This is a genomic window from Methylobacterium indicum, from assembly GCF_001043895.1.
Lineage (GTDB): Bacteria > Pseudomonadota > Alphaproteobacteria > Rhizobiales > Beijerinckiaceae > Methylobacterium > Methylobacterium indicum.
The window spans coordinates 1-15,626 of sequence record NZ_JTHF01000322.1; the positions used below are offsets into that span (position 1 = coordinate 1).

15 protein-coding genes are annotated in these 15,626 nt (G+C 71.2%); 8 read left to right on the top strand and 7 right to left on the bottom strand.

Annotated elements, in window-relative coordinates:
* The 3 genes from QR78_RS28805 to QR78_RS28815 all read left to right on the top strand — a co-directional run.
* Positions 1–502 (top strand): flagellar basal body P-ring protein FlgI (locus QR78_RS28805; protein WP_048431050.1); only part of this gene is annotated, 502 nt, incomplete at its 5' end.
* A gap of 59 nt (positions 503–561) precedes the next feature.
* Positions 562–903 (top strand): rod-binding protein, encoded by a 342-nt coding sequence (locus QR78_RS28810; RefSeq protein ID WP_048431051.1) that lies wholly within the window; start codon positions 562–564, stop codon positions 901–903.
* Positions 896–1,372: a hypothetical protein gene (locus QR78_RS28815; protein ID WP_048431052.1), complete on the top strand. Its 477-nt coding sequence runs from the start codon at positions 896–898 to the stop codon at positions 1,370–1,372. Before QR78_RS28810 ends, QR78_RS28815 begins: the two co-directional genes overlap by 8 nt.
* Positions 1,373–1,379: 7 nt before the next feature.
* On the opposite strand, the gene QR78_RS28820 is transcribed toward QR78_RS28815, so the two are convergent.
* Complete coding sequence (locus QR78_RS28820) at positions 1,380–1,718, bottom strand: porin family protein (RefSeq protein ID WP_048431063.1); 339 nt, start codon at positions 1,716–1,718, stop codon at positions 1,380–1,382.
* Between the two features lie 332 nt (positions 1,719–2,050).
* Positions 2,051–3,256, bottom strand: a complete 1,206-nt coding sequence (locus tag QR78_RS28825) for an iron-containing alcohol dehydrogenase (protein WP_048431053.1) — start codon at positions 3,254–3,256, stop codon at positions 2,051–2,053.
* Positions 3,257–3,561: 305 nt separating this feature from the next.
* On the opposite strand from QR78_RS28825, the gene QR78_RS28830 reads away from it, so the two are divergent.
* The 3 genes from QR78_RS28830 (at position 3,562) to QR78_RS28840 (ending at position 6,402) form a co-directional block, all read left to right on the top strand.
* Positions 3,562–4,773: an ABC transporter substrate-binding protein gene (locus QR78_RS28830; protein ID WP_048431054.1), complete on the top strand. Its 1,212-nt coding sequence runs from the start codon at positions 3,562–3,564 to the stop codon at positions 4,771–4,773.
* A gap of 15 nt (positions 4,774–4,788) precedes the next feature.
* Entirely contained in the window at positions 4,789–5,379 is a 591-nt protein-coding gene (locus QR78_RS28835) for a glutathione S-transferase family protein (RefSeq protein WP_048431055.1), read from the top strand.
* Between the two features lie 114 nt (positions 5,380–5,493).
* Entirely contained in the window at positions 5,494–6,402 is a 909-nt protein-coding gene (locus tag QR78_RS28840) for a LysR substrate-binding domain-containing protein (protein WP_053221140.1), read from the top strand.
* A 249-nt stretch (positions 6,403–6,651) separates the two neighbouring features.
* On the opposite strand, the gene QR78_RS28845 is transcribed toward QR78_RS28840, so the two are convergent.
* The 3 genes from QR78_RS28845 to QR78_RS28855 all read right to left on the bottom strand — a co-directional run bounded on the left by QR78_RS28845 (position 6,652) and on the right by QR78_RS28855 (position 11,891).
* Positions 6,652–8,475 carry a hypothetical protein gene (locus tag QR78_RS28845; RefSeq protein WP_048431056.1) on the bottom strand — a complete coding sequence of 608 codons (1,824 nt, stop codon included), beginning with the start codon at positions 8,473–8,475 and terminating at the stop codon, positions 6,652–6,654.
* Positions 8,476–8,490: 15 nt separating this feature from the next.
* A complete protein-coding gene (gene flgK / locus QR78_RS28850) occupies positions 8,491–10,362 on the bottom strand; it encodes a flagellar hook-associated protein FlgK (RefSeq protein ID WP_048431057.1) in 1,872 nt (623 codons plus the stop codon).
* 155 nt (positions 10,363–10,517) lie between these two features.
* Entirely contained in the window at positions 10,518–11,891 is a 1,374-nt protein-coding gene (locus QR78_RS28855) for a flagellar hook protein FlgE (protein ID WP_048431058.1), read from the bottom strand.
* 230 nt (positions 11,892–12,121) lie between these two features.
* On the opposite strand from QR78_RS28855, the gene QR78_RS28860 reads away from it, so the two are divergent.
* Both QR78_RS28860 and QR78_RS28865 read left to right on the top strand, forming a co-directional pair.
* Positions 12,122–12,592 (top strand): BLUF domain-containing protein, encoded by a 471-nt coding sequence (locus QR78_RS28860; RefSeq protein WP_048431059.1) that lies wholly within the window; start codon positions 12,122–12,124, stop codon positions 12,590–12,592.
* 57 nt (positions 12,593–12,649) lie between these two features.
* The gene (locus QR78_RS28865) at positions 12,650–13,102 is read left to right on the top strand and encodes a response regulator (RefSeq protein ID WP_048431060.1); all 453 of its coding nucleotides are present in this window, start codon (positions 12,650–12,652) and stop codon (positions 13,100–13,102) included.
* Between the two features lie 39 nt (positions 13,103–13,141).
* On the opposite strand, the gene QR78_RS28870 is transcribed toward QR78_RS28865, so the two are convergent.
* Both QR78_RS28870 and QR78_RS28875 read right to left on the bottom strand, forming a co-directional pair.
* The gene (locus tag QR78_RS28870) at positions 13,142–14,755 is read right to left on the bottom strand and encodes a peptide chain release factor 3 (RefSeq protein WP_048431061.1); all 1,614 of its coding nucleotides are present in this window, start codon (positions 14,753–14,755) and stop codon (positions 13,142–13,144) included.
* A gap of 201 nt (positions 14,756–14,956) precedes the next feature.
* Positions 14,957–15,626 (bottom strand): SDR family oxidoreductase (locus QR78_RS28875; RefSeq protein ID WP_048431062.1); only part of this gene is annotated, 670 nt, incomplete at its 5' end.

Here is a 15,626-nt window from a genome sequence, read left to right on the forward strand (position 1 = left end):
GATCGCCGCGGCGATCAACGACTTCATGGGTGCCGACACCGCCGAGCCGACCGACCCCTCCACCGTCACCCTGCAGGTCCCGCCGCGCTACCAGGGCAACATGATCCGGCTGCTGACCGAGGTCGAGCAGCTGAAGGTGGAGCCCGACCAGACCGCCCGGGTGGTGATCGACGAGCGCTCCGGCATCATCGTGATGGGCCGCGACGTGCGGGTCTCCACCGTGGCGGTGGCGCAGGGCAACCTCACCGTCACCATCACCGAGCAGCCGCAGGTGAGCCAGCCGGCCCCGTTCTCCAACGGCGAGACCGTGGTGGTGCCGCGCACCGCCCTCAAGGTCGATGCCGGCGAGAAGAACAAGCTCGCCCTGGTCAAGGAGGGCGTGACCCTGCGCGAACTCGTCGACGGGCTCAACGCGCTCGGCATCGGCCCGCGCGACCTGATCTCGATCCTCCAGGCGATCAAGGCCTCCGGCGCGCTCCAGGCCGACATCGAGGTGATGTGAGCCTGCGCCCCTCCTCTCCCGTTCCTGCCCTTCCCTCCCGACACGAGGTCTGAACGCCGATGCTTCCCCTCGCTTCCCTCGCCGCCTCCGCGGGCCTCGCGGTCGGCCAGGCCCTCGCCGGGGCCGCCGGCTCCGCCCTGCAGGGGGCCAACGCCGACAAGGCGAAGATCCAGAAGACCGCCAAGGACTTCGAATCGATGTTCCTGGAGCAGAGCCTCGACGTGCTCAACCGCTCGCAGGGCACCGACGGCCCGCTCGGCGAGAACGGCACCGGCGGCGGCGTCTACCGCTCGATGCTCAACAAGGAATACGCCCAGTCGATCGTGCAGAGCGGCGGCATCGGCATCGGCGACCAGGTGATGCGCGAGATGCTGCGGATGCAGGGAGGCGCGAATGTCTGAGGCCGTCCGCCCCGCCCCGGTCCGCATCGCCGATCCGGAGGCCGCCGCGCGCCTCGTCGCCGAGACGCTCACCACCATGCAGGCGCTCGAAGCGCTGCTCGCCCGCGAGAGCGACCACATCCGGGTCGGGCGCCTCGCCGAGGGCCTGGCCGAGGCGCCGCAGAAGACAGCGCTGGCCGGCGCCTACCTGCAGGGCCTCCAGGCGGTGAAGGCCAACGCCGTGGCGCTCGCCCGCTTCGCCCCCGAGGGCGTCGCGGCCCTGCGCGAGGCCCATGGCCGCTTCTCGGACGCGGTGGCGGCCAACCAGGCGGTGCTGGCGACCGCCCGCTCGGTCTCGGAGGGGCTGCTGCGCACCCTGTCGACCGAGCTCAACCGCCACGCCGAGCCGAGCGGCTACGGCAGCCGCCAGGCCCCCTCCCCTTACGGGCACCGCCGCAGCGCGCCGCTGGTGCTCTCGCGCAGCCTGTGAGGGTGCCTCAGCGCCCGGTGCCGAGGCGGAGATAGGCCCGGGCCGGGCCGTACTCGGTCTGCGTGCGGGTATCGATCGCGACCTGGCCGGCGCCGCTGACGACGCCCCGGGCCATCCCGTCGAGGCCGGCCCCGGGCCGCGCCGGCACCGGCGTGCCGACCTCGGCCCGCACCCGGCCGCTGATCCGCGTGCAGGGACCGCCGGGAGTGAACCGCACGAAGCCCGGGCCCTCGTGCGGGCAGGTCTCGGGCGCCCTGGCGATGGGCAGGTCGCGGATGTCGAGGGCGTGGGCCGGCAGGGCCGCGACGAGAGCGGCGGCCGCCAGGATCAACGATGTCGCGCGCATGAGCCGGGCCTCCCGTTCGGGGGTCAGAGAAGCATGGGGCGGGCCGGTGCGCCAGGGCATGGGGGCCACAGGACCGGACGCGGGCTTTCTCCTCTCCCCGCGGGCGGGGAGAGGGTCGTGTCCCCGTTCAGGGGATGCGACGAGCCCGAAGGGCAAGGGTGAGGGGGTGTCGACGAGGGAGGCTCCTCCGGAAACACCCCCTCACCCTCGCGGCGAACCTGCGGTTCGCAGCTCCCCGAGCCCCTTCGGAGCTCAGGCCTCTCCCCGCCCGCGGGGAGAGGAGACCTCGCGCCTTGCCGGACACCGGTCGACCCAAGAAAGCCTCGAAAGGCCTACCCCACGCAAAGCCCGAAAATCTCCTCCGCCTGCCTCACCGTCATCTTGCGCGCCGACGGGCAGGCGATGAGCGTGCGGTCGTTGGCGCTCGCCGGGTCGAAATCCTTGGCGGCGATGCCGGCATAGAGGCCCGGCACGGCGCGCTGCGCCATCTCGCGTACCCGGTCGCGGGGCAATTGCTCGGGGGTGAAGCGGGTGGGGAATCCGATATCGGCGTAGAGCGCCCGGATCGCATCGGCACACGCTTCGATCATCTCCTGGCGTGAGAGGCCCGCGGTCTCGACCTCCAGAGCCTCGGCGAGGGGGCGCACCTTGGCGGGCAGCACCGCGAGGTTGAAGGTGACGACGTGCGGCAGCAGCACCCCGACGCCGTAGGGGTGGGGCAGGTCGAGATGCCCTTCGAGCGGCAGCGACAGGGCGTGGCCGTGGCCGAGCCGGGCGTTGCCGCAGGCGATGTTGGCCATGCAGGAGGCCACGAGGTTGTCCTCGCGCGCGCGGTCGTCGTCGGAATTGATCGAGGCGCGCAGGGATGCCGCCTGGAGCCGCACGGCAGCGAGCGCCACCGCGTCGGTCAGCGGCGAGGCGATGCCGCTGAGATACGCTTCCACGCCGTGGGTCAGCGCGTCGACCGCCGGCAGGGCCGCGACGTGCATCGGCAGCGAACGCAGGGTTGCGGGGTCGAGGATCGCGGCGTCGGGGAAGCTCAACGGACCGCCGCCGAGGAGCTTGAGGTGGCGCACCTCGTCCTTGACGATGGTCCATTGCGACACCTCCGAGCCGGAGCCGGCGGTGGTCGGCACCATGATCATCGGCAGGGCCTTGCGGTCGAACTGCCCGACGCCGGTGCATTCCGCCATCGGCTTGTGGTTCGTCGCCACGATGGCGATGCCCTTGCCGGTGCACATCACCGAGCCGCCGCCGATGCACACCACGCCGTCGATGCGATCGCGCCGCACCCGCTCGCCCTGGTCGTCGATATGCGAGCAGCGCGCGTCGATCCCGCACTCGTCGAAGCGCGAGACGGCGAGGCCGGCCTCGGCGAGGGCCGCGAGCGCGTCGGCGTGGAAACCCTGCGCCGAGATCACCGGATCGGAGACGACCAGCACCCGGCTCATCGTCAGGTCGCGGGCGAGCGTGCCGAGGGTGGCGAGCGCGCCGCTCCCCGAGACGATCCGGGTCGGCATATAGAAGCTGGTGATCATGCGGGCATCTCCTCGGAGAGCGGGGCGCCTGTCTCCTCGGGCCCTCGCGAAACGTGCCGGCGGTGTCGCCCGGGGACGAGGACGCCGTCCAATACAAAGATCGCGCGCGAGCCATAGCCGGCGACGATGGCGGAGCGTCACACCCGAGGTCGGGACTTGCCATATCGCGAAACGATGGCGGGGCGTCGCGCAAACTATTGGACGGCGATCGATCGGACCCGCGATACCGTTGCGATCAACACGCATCGCCCCGACGCCCGAGAACGGGCGCGAGACCGGCCGATGCCGCCTGCCGAGGAAACGCCATGCCCCGTACGCCCTGGACACGCCGCCTCGCCGTCGCCGGCCTGTTGGCTACGGCGCTCACCGCTCCGGCTCTCTCCGCCGAGACGCCGCTGCGCATCGGGGTGATCGAGGATTTGTCGGGGATGTATTCCGGCAACGGAGGCCCGAACATGGTGCTGGCCGCCACGATGGCGGCGGAGGATTTCGGCGGCAAGGTGCTGGGGCGGCCGATCGAGGTGATCGGCGTCGACCACCAGAACAAGCCCGATATCGGGTCGGGCCTCGCCCGCCAGCTCGTCGACCAGCGCGGCGTCACGGCCTTCGTGCTCGGCGGCGCCAGCTCGGTGGGGCTGGGCGTCCAGGCCTACGCCAAGGAGCGCAAGATCACCACGATGGTGACGGGCGGCTACGCCTCGCAGTTCTCCGGCCCCGGCTGCTCGCCCTACGGCACGCAGTGGGTGCCCTCGACCGGCGAGCTCGCCAACGCGGTGGCGGGCGCCGTGGTGCAGAGCGGCGGCAAGACCTGGACCTTCATCACCGCCGACTACGTGTTCGGCCACGGGCTCGCGGCGGATGCCGGCAAGGCCGTGAAGGCCGCCGGCGGCAAGGTGCTCGGCGAGATCCGCCATCCGCTCGGGGCCACCGACCTGTCCTCGCAGCTGATCCAGGCGCAGTCGTCGGGCGCCGACGTGATCGGGCTGGCCAATGCCGGGCCGGACCTCGTCAACACCATCAAGCAGGCGCGGGAATTCGGCATCACCTCCAAGGTGGTGGCGATGCTGGTCTTCACCAACAACACCGTGGCGCTCGGCCTCGACGTGGCGCAGGGCATCCGCATGGCGGTGAACTTCTACTGGGACGCCAACGACGCCAGCCGCGCCTGGGCCAAGCGCCTGATGGCCCGCAACGGCAACGTGGTGCCGACCATGGGCCACGCCGCCGCCTATTCCTCGGTGCGCCACTACCTGCGGGCCGTCGAGAAGGCCGGCACCGACGAGGCCGGCGCCGTCAACAAGGCCATGAAGGAGCTGCCGATCGACGACGGCTTCTACGGCAACCCGCGCATCCAGGCGAACGGCCGGGTGGTGATGGACATGATGCTGGTGGAAGTGAAGAGCCCGAAGGATTCGAAGAGCAAGGCCGATCTCTACCGCGTCATTGAGACGATCCCCGGGGACAAACTGTTCACTCCCGCCGACAAGAGCGGCTGCCCCCTGACCACCGCCGGCTGACCGGAAGGCTCCCCGATGAAGCTCTACGCCAACCCGACCTCGCCCTTCGTGCGCATCGTCCGCATGGCGCTGATCGAGAAGGGCCTGAACGAGACGGTCGACACCGCCTTCGTCGATGCCTGGGCCGACGACCCGGCCTTCCTCGACGCCAACCCGGCGGGCCGCGTCCCGACGCTGGTGACCGACGACGGCGCGCGCCTGACCGAGGCGCTCCTGATCCTCACCCACCTGGACGCCGTCGGCACGATGCCGGCCGTGCTGGCGGGCGGGCCCGCCGCGCTCTCGGCCGCCGGGGTCGCGATCGGGGTGTTCGACGCCGCGGTGGCGGTGATCATCGGCCGCAAGTCGGCGCCGGACTTCGACACCGGCCTCGTCGGCCAGAAGCGCTTCCGCACCATGCAGGAGGGCTTGCGGCGCCTCGATACGGCCTTCCCGGAGAGCGGCGGGTCCTTCGGCCTGCCGGCGATCGCCGCGATCACGGCGCTCGACTACCTGGTGTTCCGCTTCCCCGACCGGGACTGGCGCTCGCTCTGCCCCACGGTCGCGGCCTTCCGGGATGCGCAAGCCGACCGCCCGTCGGTGCGGGACACCGTGCCGCGCGGATAACCCTTAAGCCATCCGCGCCCCATGCCATCCCCCCGGACCTCGGCTATCGTAGGGCTGACGGACACGAGTCCGGCAGTGTCGGCGAAGGCCGGGAGTCAGGGGGAAACCGGCGCGATGGAGCTTCGCCATCTTCGCTACTTCGTCGCGGTGGCCGACGATCTCAGCATCACCCGGGCGGCGGAGCGGCTGAACATCGCACAGCCGGCGCTGAGCCACCAGATCAAGAGCCTCGAGACCGAGATCGGTACCGCGCTCCTCCAGCGCCTGTCGCGCGGCGTGGCGCTGACCGAGCCGGGCCGCGCCTTCGCGGACGATGCCCGGGCGGTGCTCGCCGCCGTCGACGCCGCGAAGACCCGGGCCCTGCGCATCGCGACCGGCGACGTCGGAGAGATCCGCATCGGCTTCACCTCCTCGGCCTCGTTCCACCCGCTCGTGACCCGGACGATCCGCGACTACCGCAGCGCCTATCCGGACGTGCAGGTCGAGCTTCTCGAGGAGACGACCGCGAGCCTGCTCGCCGCCTTCCGGGCCGGCCGGGTCGACGTCGCCTTCATGCGCCCCGGCGAGGGCGAGGTGGATGAATTGTGGGCCCGCCACCTGTTCGACGAGCCGATGGTGGTGGCTTTGCCCGCGACCCACCGGCTCGCCGCCGAGACCGGCCCGGTGAACCTGGCGGCCCTCTCGACGGAGGGCTTCATCGTCTATCCGCGCCGCAACGGCCGGGCGCTCTACGACGGCATCATGGCGGCCTGCGCGGCGGCGGGCTTCTCGCCCCGCATCGCCCAGAACGCGCCGCAGCTCGCCTCGGTGGTCAACCTCGTCGCCACCGGCATCGCGCTCGCCATCGTGCCGCGCTCGATGGCGCGGCTGGCCACCGAGGGCGTGCGCTATCGCGCCATCTCGGGCCCGGCCCCGCTCGCCCCGATGACCCTGGTGCGCCAGCCGGCCCCGGAGATGCCGCACGCGCGGATCTTCACGGATCTCGTACTCGCGCGGGCGCGGGAGGAGAGGGACGAGGTGTGATAGCCTGTTGGTTTACATTTTAGAGCCGGTTTGATTTGCGACGACACAATGAAAACGGGATTTTTACATCCCATTCTCCTACCTCATCCTGAGGTGCGAACGGAGTGAGCCTCGAAGGAGGGCTCCAGGGATCTCGGAGATTTCTGGAGCCCTCCTTCAAGGTCAGTCGATTTTCGATCGCCTAACACCTCAAGATGAGGTTGCGTGTGGGATAAATTATGCCGATCAGGTCGAACGGGTTCTGCGTCGCTACAGGTAGTTCGTCAGCGACAGCTTCGAGAGCATCGAGGTCGCCTGGTAGCTCGCCTGGAGCTGGTTCTGCAGGCTGAGGAGCTTGGCCGCCGTCTCCTCGGTCGAGACCGTCTCGACGCCGTCGACCGTCTTCTCCAGCATCGACTTGGTGGCGGTGTTCTGGGTCTTCTGGGTGGCGATCTGCACCGAGGCGAGGCTCAGCTCGGAGGCGATGCCCTGCACCGAGGGCTGGCCGTCGCCGGGCCGCAGCTGGGCCTGCACCCGGGCCGAATAGGCGTCGAACCGGGGGGTGTCCGTCTCGGTGCCGCCGAACGACGTGGTGGCGAGGACCGCGAGGCCGCTCAGCGTCGCGCGGAAGGCCGCCTCGTTGGCCTGGACGCCGATCCCCACCGACTGGTCGCGGGAGACCGGCACGGTCGCGGTCCGACGCGGATCGGCGGAGGTGTCGTCGCCTTTGTACCAGATCACGGTGCGGCCGCTCGGGTCGGCGACGAAGCCGGTGGCGTTGCCGTCGGCATCGGTCGCGACCCGGCGCGGGTTCAGGCCCGGCGAGGAGGAGCCGGCGAAGAAATCGTTCGCCGCCCGCACGGCGGAGCTCGCCGCGAGGTCGGTCCGGGCGGTGGAATCGAGCGCGGTCGCGAGCGCCGCCGACAGGTTGGCGGCGGTGGCGGCGGGGGTCGCCCCGATCGCGAAGGAGCCGGTCTTGGTGCCGTCGCCGGCCGTCAGGCTCAGGGTCTTGCTGGTGCCGTCGCGCAGGCCCACCGTGACCTGGAGGCTGTCGCCGGCCGCGAGCCCGGTCCCGACCGTGACGCTGGCCGAGGCCGGGGTGCCACCCGAGAGCGCTACGGCCGCACCCGGCGGGTTCGCGCTCTGGGCACCGACCACGGCCTTGCCGGTGAAGGACTTGCCATCGAAGGACTTGCCGGCGAGCGCCGCGGTGAGGTTCTGGGCGCTTGTTGCCGCATCGGCGCCGATCGCGAAGGTGTCGTCCCCCACGGCTCCCGCCGTCCGGGCGGTGAGGTCGACGAAGCCCTGGCTGCCGTCGGCGTTGCGGACCGTCACCCGCACGATGTCGCCGTCCCGCGGCTGGCTCGTGAAGGACAGGGTCGCGGTCGAGGGCTGGGCCGCCGTGAGGGCGACCGAGAGGCCGCCCGGGTTCGAGCTGACGACGCGGCCGAGGGTGAAGCCAAAATTCTCCCGCACCCCGGCGCTGGCGCTCTCCGACAGGCTCACGGCCGCGCCCGCGGCCGAGAGGTCGAGCCGCCCGGTCTTCGTCGTGCCGGCACCGAGATCGGCGGATTGGCGCTCGGCGATCACCGCCTTGACCCCGTCGAGGCCGGCCTCGGAATCGCCGTCGAGGATGCGGCTCTCGGTCTCGACCGGGGGCCGGTCGGTGACCCGGCCGCCCAGGATGTACTGGCGGCCGTCGCTCTGGTTGAGGGCGTCGAGGACGCCGCCGAGCTGTCCCGCCGCGCTCTGCTGCAGGAGGGGACGGCCCGCGGCGCCGGAGCTCGCCTGGGCGCCGACGAGGCCGCTATAGGCGGTGGAGCCCAGGGTCGCGACCTGCTGCACGCTGGCGGTCGCGAGCGCGACCCGGTTCGCGCCGGTGCCGGCCGCCGCGATGTAGCCGTCGAGGGCGCCGATCTGGGCGCGGGCGGCGAGGCTCTGGGTGCGCCCGCTGCCGAGGCCTCCGTAGGTCTCGGCGGTCCGGCCGGTGGAGAGCTGGTTCGAGAGCGTGCCGAGCGACGCCTTCATGGCGACGAGGCGGCGGGTGTTGAGGTCGGCGGCGGCGCTGCCGGCCGCGAAGGGGGCGATGGTCATCGCGGGCGTTCCTCGTCAGATCCGGAGCAGGGTGTCGAGCATGTCGCGGGCGGCCGTCAGCACCCGGGCATTGGCGCTGTAGGCGGTCTGGAGCTGGATCAGCTTGGACATCTCCTCGTCCACGCTGACCCCGGATTCCTTGCCGAAGCGGCTCTGGGCCGAGGACAGGGCGATCTGCTGCCCTTCGTCGAGCTGCTGGGCCTCGGCGCTGGCGGCACCGCGGGCATCGATCACCGACTGGGTGAACCCGACCACCGTGGCCGCCCGCGGGGCGCTGACGCCGCCGACGCCGCTCGCCGCCGAGAAGGTCAGGGTCCGGGTGGTCAGCGCGTCCGCGAGGGCGCGGGGCCGGGCGGTGTCGCCCGCCGCGGTCGAGGCGGCGTAGTCCACCATCGTGGCGGAATCCGCCGCGACCGCCGGGTTGACGGCGAGGCGCTGGGCGAAGCCCGTCAGGTGCGAGCCGCCCTCGAAGGAGCCGGTGAACACGCCGCCGCCGGTCCCGGCATCGACGAACAGCGCGAGCTGGCCGCTGCCGGCCTTCGTGTCGGCGGCGCTCGTCGGCACGGTGACGGAGGCGCTCGCTCCCGTGAGCGCCAGGGCGGACGGGTCCGACAGGATGCGCACCGCGCCGGCCGTGCCGCCGGGCGTGCCCGACACGCTGAAGCCGGCGCCGAGCGCCGCGCCGATCTGGGCCGCGAAGGTCGAGGACCCGCCCGAGATGTCGACCGGGACGACGAGGGCGGTCGGATCGTCGGTGAGCCCCGGGTCGATCGGGTCGGGCGCCGCGCCGTTCGTCGGCATCAGGATCAGGTTGCGGCCGACCCCGGCGGCGTTGCGCACGCCGAGGGTCACGGCGTTGCCGGCCTGGAGCCCGGTGAGGTCGATGTCGAAGCCCGAGAGCCCGTTCGCGGAGGCCGCGGTCCCCGTCGCCGGACGGTCGCTCAGCGCCCGCGACAGGCCGCCCGCGAGGTCGTCGAGCTGGCGCTGGGCCTGGACCAGGGTGTCGTCGCGCAAGGAGACCGCGGCGGCGATCGAGCCGGAGCGGATCGCCCCGGTGGCGACGAGGTCGATCGTGGCGCCGGCCGGCGTCGTCGCCGTCACGGTGCCGACGCCGCGGGTCTTCGGATCGGCCGCATACTGCGCTTGAGGCGTCAGGGCGCCGCGGCCGTCGAAGGCGAGGCTCGCGGCGGCGCCGTGGTCGACGAGGGTCGCGCCCGAAGCGGTGAGCAGGGAGACCGAGCCGTCGGACTGCGCGTTCACCTTGACGTCGAGGTATTGCGACAGCGTGTTGATCGCCTGGTCGCGCTGGTCGAGAAGATCGGCGGTGGCGGGCTCGGTCTTCGAGGCCCCGGCGATCTTGCCGTTGAGCGAGGCGACCCGGGCGAGCAGCGTGCTGGCGGCCGACACGTCGTTGCCGAGCTGCGATTCGAGGCCGCTGCGCAGGTCCTGCACGCCCTGCGCGATGCCCGAGACGGTGGTGGCGACGGTCTTGGCCGCGCTCACTGCGCTCGCCCGGGAGGCGGCGGAGGTCGGGTCGGTCGCCAGCGCCTGGAGCGACTGGGCGAAGGCGTTCATCACCCCGTCGAGGGCGGAGGGGGTCCCGGGCGTGCCGTAGAGCGCGTCGAGCTGGCCCTGCACCTTGGCCGAGAGCCCGGTATAGGCCGCCCCGGCGGTCTCGAGCCGCAGCTGCTTGAGCGAGACCGCGTCGAGGGTCCGGCCGATCGTCCCCGTCGCGACGCCGGAATTCCCGAGGGTCGAGACCGACGTGAGGCTGCGCTTGACGTAGCCGGCGGTGCCCGCATTGGCGACGTTCTGCGAGACGAGGCCGATCGCCGCCTGCGTCACCTGCAGTCCGGCGGTCGCGGTGTTGAGGGCGTTGAGGGACATCGGTCTGATCCGGGTAGGCGGGAGAAGGGCCGGGATGCCGCGCCCCCGATCGGGACCGCGCCGCGCTCCGGCCGCTCGCGGGCGGGCGGGTCGGGCCCGGCCGGGCCGCGTCGTGCGGCCGGCCGGGGCCGGTACGGAACCGAGGTGAGCCGCCGTCAGCGGATCACGTTGATGAGGTCGGACATCATCTGCTGGGCGGTCGACATCACCCGGGTGTTGGCCGAGTAGGCCTGCTGGGTGACGATGAGCTTCGAGAACTCGCCCGCGGTGTCGGTGTTCGACTGCTCGACGTTGCCGCCGATGATCGTGCCGCCGGCGAGCCCGGCGAGCGGGCCGCCGGATTCCGCCGTCTCGGCGTAGTTGCCGCCCGAGACCGCCTTGAGGCTGTTGGGCGCGTTGAAGCGGGCCACCCCGACCTGGGCCAGCGCCACGCTGTTGCCGTTGGAATAGGTGCCGGTGAGCTTGCCGTCGCTCGTCACCGCCAGCGAATTCAGGGTGCCGGCGGCGTAGCCGTTCTGCTGCAGGGTGTTGGTGGTGACCTCGCCGGCCGCCGAGCCGTACTGGGTGAGGCCGCCGGTGCCGAAATCGAGTGCCACCGCGCCGAGCTTGGTGCCGTTCACCGTCACGTCCGGGATGCTGAGGCTGGTCCCGGTCGGCGCGGTGAGCTGGCCGCTGCCGTTGAAGGTGAAGGCGGTGCCGACATTCTTCCAGGTGCCGGCGGAGGTCCCGGTGGCGGTCTGGTCGGCGTAGTACAGGTTCCAGGTGCCGCTGGTGCCGGCCGCGGCGTCGGCATCAGCGACCTTGGCCCAGCGCATCTGCAGGCTCACCGGGGAGCCGGTGCCCGAATAGGCCGTGAGCTCGCCGCCGGCGACGCTGGACTTGACGAAGGCGGCGGTGTCGGAGGCCGCCACCGACGGAGCGGTCGCCGCGGTGCCGGAGAGCACCCGGGCGTCGCCACCCGGCAGCGTGCCCAGCAGCGCCGAGCCCGAGGCGGTGGCCGGGGTGCTCGGCAGGTTGGCGGCGTAGGAGATGCTCGTCGTGGCCTTGGCCGGCAGGGAGGTGCCGGCGATCTTGATCGGGCCGCTGCCGGTCGAGACGCCGGTCGCCGGGTCGAGGCTCTGGCCCGTCAGGTAGGCCCCGGCGCCGTTGACGAGGTAGCCGTCGCGGTCCACCGCGAAGTCGCCGCGGCGGGTATAGAGGTTGTTGGCCGAGAAGACCGGGCTGCCGCCCGCGTCGCTGCCCTTGGTCTGCACCGTGAAGAAGCCGTCGCCGCTGAGCGCCATGTTGGTGGCGACGCCGGTCGACGCCACGCCGCCCTGCAGGTTGTTGGTCAGCTGCGAGAACGCCGCGACGCCGCCGGCGGCCTGCTGCTTGGTCGGCCGCTCGGTCAGCATGTCGACGAAGTCGGTGTCGATCCGCTTGTAGCCGACGGTCTGGGAATTCGCGATGTTGCCCGAGATGTTCTCGAGGCTGAAGGCCTGGGCCTTGAGGCCCGACACCGAGGTCTGAAGCGCGCCGAAAACGTCCATCTTACCCAGGGCTCCGTCCCGCCAAGGTCATTCGGGGGATGATCCGCAAGCCGCGTGCCACGGCCAAGTCCTTGATTTCACTGGAATGCAGAGGGGTGGGGCGGCAAAACCCGCCGGGCCCGGCCGGCGCCGTCCGGCAAAATCTGCCGTGGGACAGGGGGCATGACGTTTACGTGCTGTTGAACCTCTTGCCCTTAGCTGCATGTCTGGACGGTGCTGGGCCCCAGGATATGCGAACGAGCAAGCGAAGCAGCCTCATTCACCTGATCTACTTCTCGCGGGCTCAGCTCTCCGCCGATCCGGCCGCGCGCCTGCGCCAGATCAACGAGATCGCCCGGCACGCACAGAAGAAGAACGAGTTCTCGGTGATCACCAGCCTGCTGATCGTGGATCAGGGCTACTTCATCCAGATCCTCGAGGGGGAACGGATGTCGGTGCAGGACACCTTCCAGCGGATCGGCGGAGATTCCCGCCACCGCGACGTGCACATCGTCGAGTGGCGCGAGATCGCCAAGCGCGAGTTCGTGACGTCGTTCGCCTACGTCCTGCGCACCGCGACCAACGACGCCCTGTTCCAGAAGGCCAACCTGGCGCCGATGCTCCAGCGCGGCACCCCGAAGGCGAGCACGATCCACGCGCTGGCCCAGGCTCTCCAGGCCGACACGATGGCCAAGCAGGGTATCGACCATCTGTTCGTCTAAGCGCCGCCGGGAGCCCCCGACGGCCCGTCATGAAACCCAACCCGCTGGCTGATCCCGATGAGCGAAGCACCCCCGATCCTGATCGTCGACGACCAGGCCAAACTCGTCCGCCTCGTCACCGAGCTGATGAACCGCCTCGGCTTCCCGGAGGTCGAGGGCGTGACCGACGGGCCGCAGGCGCTGGAGCAGCTGCGCACCAAGCGCTACGGCCTGGTGATCTCCGACCTCGACATGGAGCCGATGGACGGGATCCAGCTCCTGCGCGAGATCCGGGCCGACGACACGCTGCACAACACGCCGTTCATCCTGACCGAGACCTCGTTCAGCTTCGAGGACATCAACGTCGCCCACCTCGCCGGGGCGGACGCCTTCATCCTCAAGCCGTTCGACCTCTCGCTCCTGAAGACCAAGCTCAAGCAGGTGCTCAACGGCCGGCCGCGCAAGCGCGAGACCCCGGTCGGCCCGCTCTCCAGCCTCAACGTCGACTTCCCGCTGCTCGGCAAGTTCTGAACCCGGCGCCGCCCCGCCCGGGGCCGCGCCGGACCATCCTCACGCCCGCCGCTTCTGGTAGTCCTTGACGTCGGTGAAGCGGATCGCCGGCGCCCGGTCCTCCTCGTATTTGAGCGAGAAGCCCGTGGTCGCCATGTAGACCGGTGCTCCGTCGAGGTCGCTCGCCATCGACGAGCCGTGCGAACCGATGAACTTGTCGAGCTCGGCCTGGTCCTCCGCCTCGATCCAGCGGCAGATGGTGAAGCGGGTCGGCTCGTAGTCGATCGGCAGGCCGTACTCCGCCTGGAGCCGCTCCTTCAGCACGTCGAGCTGCAGCGCGCCGACGACGCCGACGATGGCGCCCGATCCGTCCTGGGGCAGGAAGAGCTGCACCACGCCCTCCTCGGCCATCTGCTGCAAGGCCTCGCGCAGCTTCTTGGCCTTCATCGCGTCGGTGAGCTTGATCCGGCGCAGGATCTCGGGAGCGAAGCTCGGCACGCCGCGGAAGACCAGCTCCTCGCCCTCGGTGAGCGTGTCGCCGATGCGCAGGGTGCCGTGGTTGGGGATGCCGACGACGTCGCCCGCATAGGCCTCGTCCGCGATCGCCCGGTCCTGGGCGAAGAAGAATTGCGGCGAGGAGAGCGAGATCGGCTTGCCGGTGCGCACCAGCCGCGCCTTCATGCCGCGGCTGAGCTTGCCGGAGCAGACCCGCATGAAGGCGATGCGGTCCCGATGGTTCGGGTCCATGTTCGCCTGGATCTTGAACACGAACCCGGTCATCTTCGGCTCGGTCGGGGCGACCGCCCGGGTGTCGGCGTCCTGGCCGCGCGGCGGGGGGGCCACCTCGGCGAGCCCGTCGATCAGGTCGCGCACGCCGAAATTGCGCAGGGCGCTGCCGAAGAACACCGGGGTCAGGTGGCCCTCGCGGAACGCCTCGAGGTCGAACGGCTTGCAGCCGCCCTCGGCCAGCTCGGCCTCCTCGCGCCAGGTCGCGGCGTCGCCGGCCTCCGGCAGCAAGTCGTCGAAGAGCGGGTCGTCGATCCCGGAGACCGGCACGGTGCCGGCATCGTCGGCCGCGTCGAGCCGGCGGACGCGCCGCCGCAGCAGGTCGTAGGTGCCGGCAAAGCTCCGGCCGCGCCCGATCGGCCAGGTGACCGGCGCGACGTCGAGGGCGAGCGTCTTCTCGATCTCGTCGAGGAGGTCGAAGGGGTCGCGGGATTCCCGGTCGAGCTTGTTGACGAAGGTGACGATCGGGATGTCGCGCAGGCGGCAGACCTCGAACAGCTTGCGGGTGCGCGCCTCGATGCCCTTGGCCGCGTCGATCACCATCACGGCGGAATCGACCGCGGTCAGCGTCCGGTAGGTGTCCTCCGAGAAGTCCTCGTGGCCCGGCGTGTCGAGCAGGTTGAAGACGCAGTCGCCGTACTCGAAGGTCATCACCGAGGTGACGACCGAGATGCCGCGCTCCTTCTCGATGCCCATCCAGTCCGAGCGGGTCGAGACGCGGTTGCGCTTGGCCTTGACCTCGCCGGCGAGCTGGATCGCGCCGCCGAACAAGAGCAGCTTCTCGGTCAGCGTGGTCTTGCCGGCATCCGGGTGCGAGATGATCGCGAAGGTGCGGCGCCGGGCGACCGGATCGGCGGGGGCGCGCGGGGCGTCTGTCTGCATCAGCATGGGAGGTGTCTAGCCCGGACCCGGGGATCTGTCGCGGGTCCGCCAGCGGCCCGGTCGTCGGTGAGGGAGGATGATCCCCGTACGGGGACGCACGGGCGCCTTTCGTCGGCGCCCGCGCCGCCTCTCTACCCCAAGCCGGCGTCGCAGGGCCAGAGGCCGCGGGTGCGGAAGCCCCCCGTTCCGGAAGCCCCTGCCCTCGCCTCAGCCGCGGCCGATGAACGGCATCTTGGTCGCCATCACGGTCATGAACTGCACGTTGGCGTCGAGCGGCAGGCTCGCCATGTAGACCACCGCGTCGGCGACGTGCTTGGCGTCCATGGTCGGCTCGGGCCGGGTCGAGCCGTCGGGCTGGGGCACGCCGGCCTGCATCCGCACGGTCATGTCGGTGGCGGCGTTGCCGATATCGACCTGGCCGCAGGCGATGTCGTGGGCGCGCCCGTCCAGCGAGGTCGAGCGGGTGAGGCCCGTGATCGCGTGCTTGGTGGCGGTGTAGGGCGCGGAGAACGGCCGCGGGACATGGGCCGAGATCGAGCCGTTGTTGATGATGCGCCCGCCGCGCGGCTGCTGCTTCTTCATCAGCCGGAACGCGCCCTGGGTGCACAGGAAGGCGCCGGTGAGGTTGGTGTCGACCACCGCCTTCCAGGTCGCGACGGGCAGTTCGTCGAGCTCGACCGGCGGCGCGCCGATGCCGGCATTGTTGAACAGCACGTCGAGGCGGCCGAACGTCTCCTCGACGCGGCGAAACAATTCGATCACCGAGGCCTCGTCTCCGATATCGGTCGGCTGCGCCAGCGCGCGCCGGCCCTTGGCCTCGATCTCGCCCGCCACCGCCTGCAGCGGCTCGGGGCGGCGCCCCGAGCCGCTGCAGGCG

Coding starts and splice junctions, on each gene's coding strand:
- QR78_RS28810 (WP_048431051.1), top strand. CDS start 562: ATGCTTCCCCTCGCTTCCCTCGCCGCCTCCGCGGGCCTCGCGGTCGGC.
- QR78_RS28815 (WP_048431052.1), top strand. CDS start 896: ATGTCTGAGGCCGTCCGCCCCGCCCCGGTCCGCATCGCCGATCCGGAG.
- QR78_RS28820 (WP_048431063.1), bottom strand. CDS start 1,718: ATGCGCGCGACATCGTTGATCCTGGCGGCCGCCGCTCTCGTCGCGGCC.
- QR78_RS28825 (WP_048431053.1), bottom strand. CDS start 3,256: ATGATCACCAGCTTCTATATGCCGACCCGGATCGTCTCGGGGAGCGGC.
- QR78_RS28830 (WP_048431054.1), top strand. CDS start 3,562: ATGCCCCGTACGCCCTGGACACGCCGCCTCGCCGTCGCCGGCCTGTTG.
- QR78_RS28835 (WP_048431055.1), top strand. CDS start 4,789: ATGAAGCTCTACGCCAACCCGACCTCGCCCTTCGTGCGCATCGTCCGC.
- QR78_RS28840 (WP_053221140.1), top strand. CDS start 5,494: ATGGAGCTTCGCCATCTTCGCTACTTCGTCGCGGTGGCCGACGATCTC.
- QR78_RS28845 (WP_048431056.1), bottom strand. CDS start 8,475: ATGACCATCGCCCCCTTCGCGGCCGGCAGCGCCGCCGCCGACCTCAAC.
- flgK (WP_048431057.1), bottom strand. CDS start 10,362: ATGTCCCTCAACGCCCTCAACACCGCGACCGCCGGACTGCAGGTGACG.
- QR78_RS28855 (WP_048431058.1), bottom strand. CDS start 11,891: ATGGACGTTTTCGGCGCGCTTCAGACCTCGGTGTCGGGCCTCAAGGCC.
- QR78_RS28860 (WP_048431059.1), top strand. CDS start 12,122: ATGCGAACGAGCAAGCGAAGCAGCCTCATTCACCTGATCTACTTCTCG.
- QR78_RS28865 (WP_048431060.1), top strand. CDS start 12,650: ATGAGCGAAGCACCCCCGATCCTGATCGTCGACGACCAGGCCAAACTC.
- QR78_RS28870 (WP_048431061.1), bottom strand. CDS start 14,755: ATGCTGATGCAGACAGACGCCCCGCGCGCCCCCGCCGATCCGGTCGCC.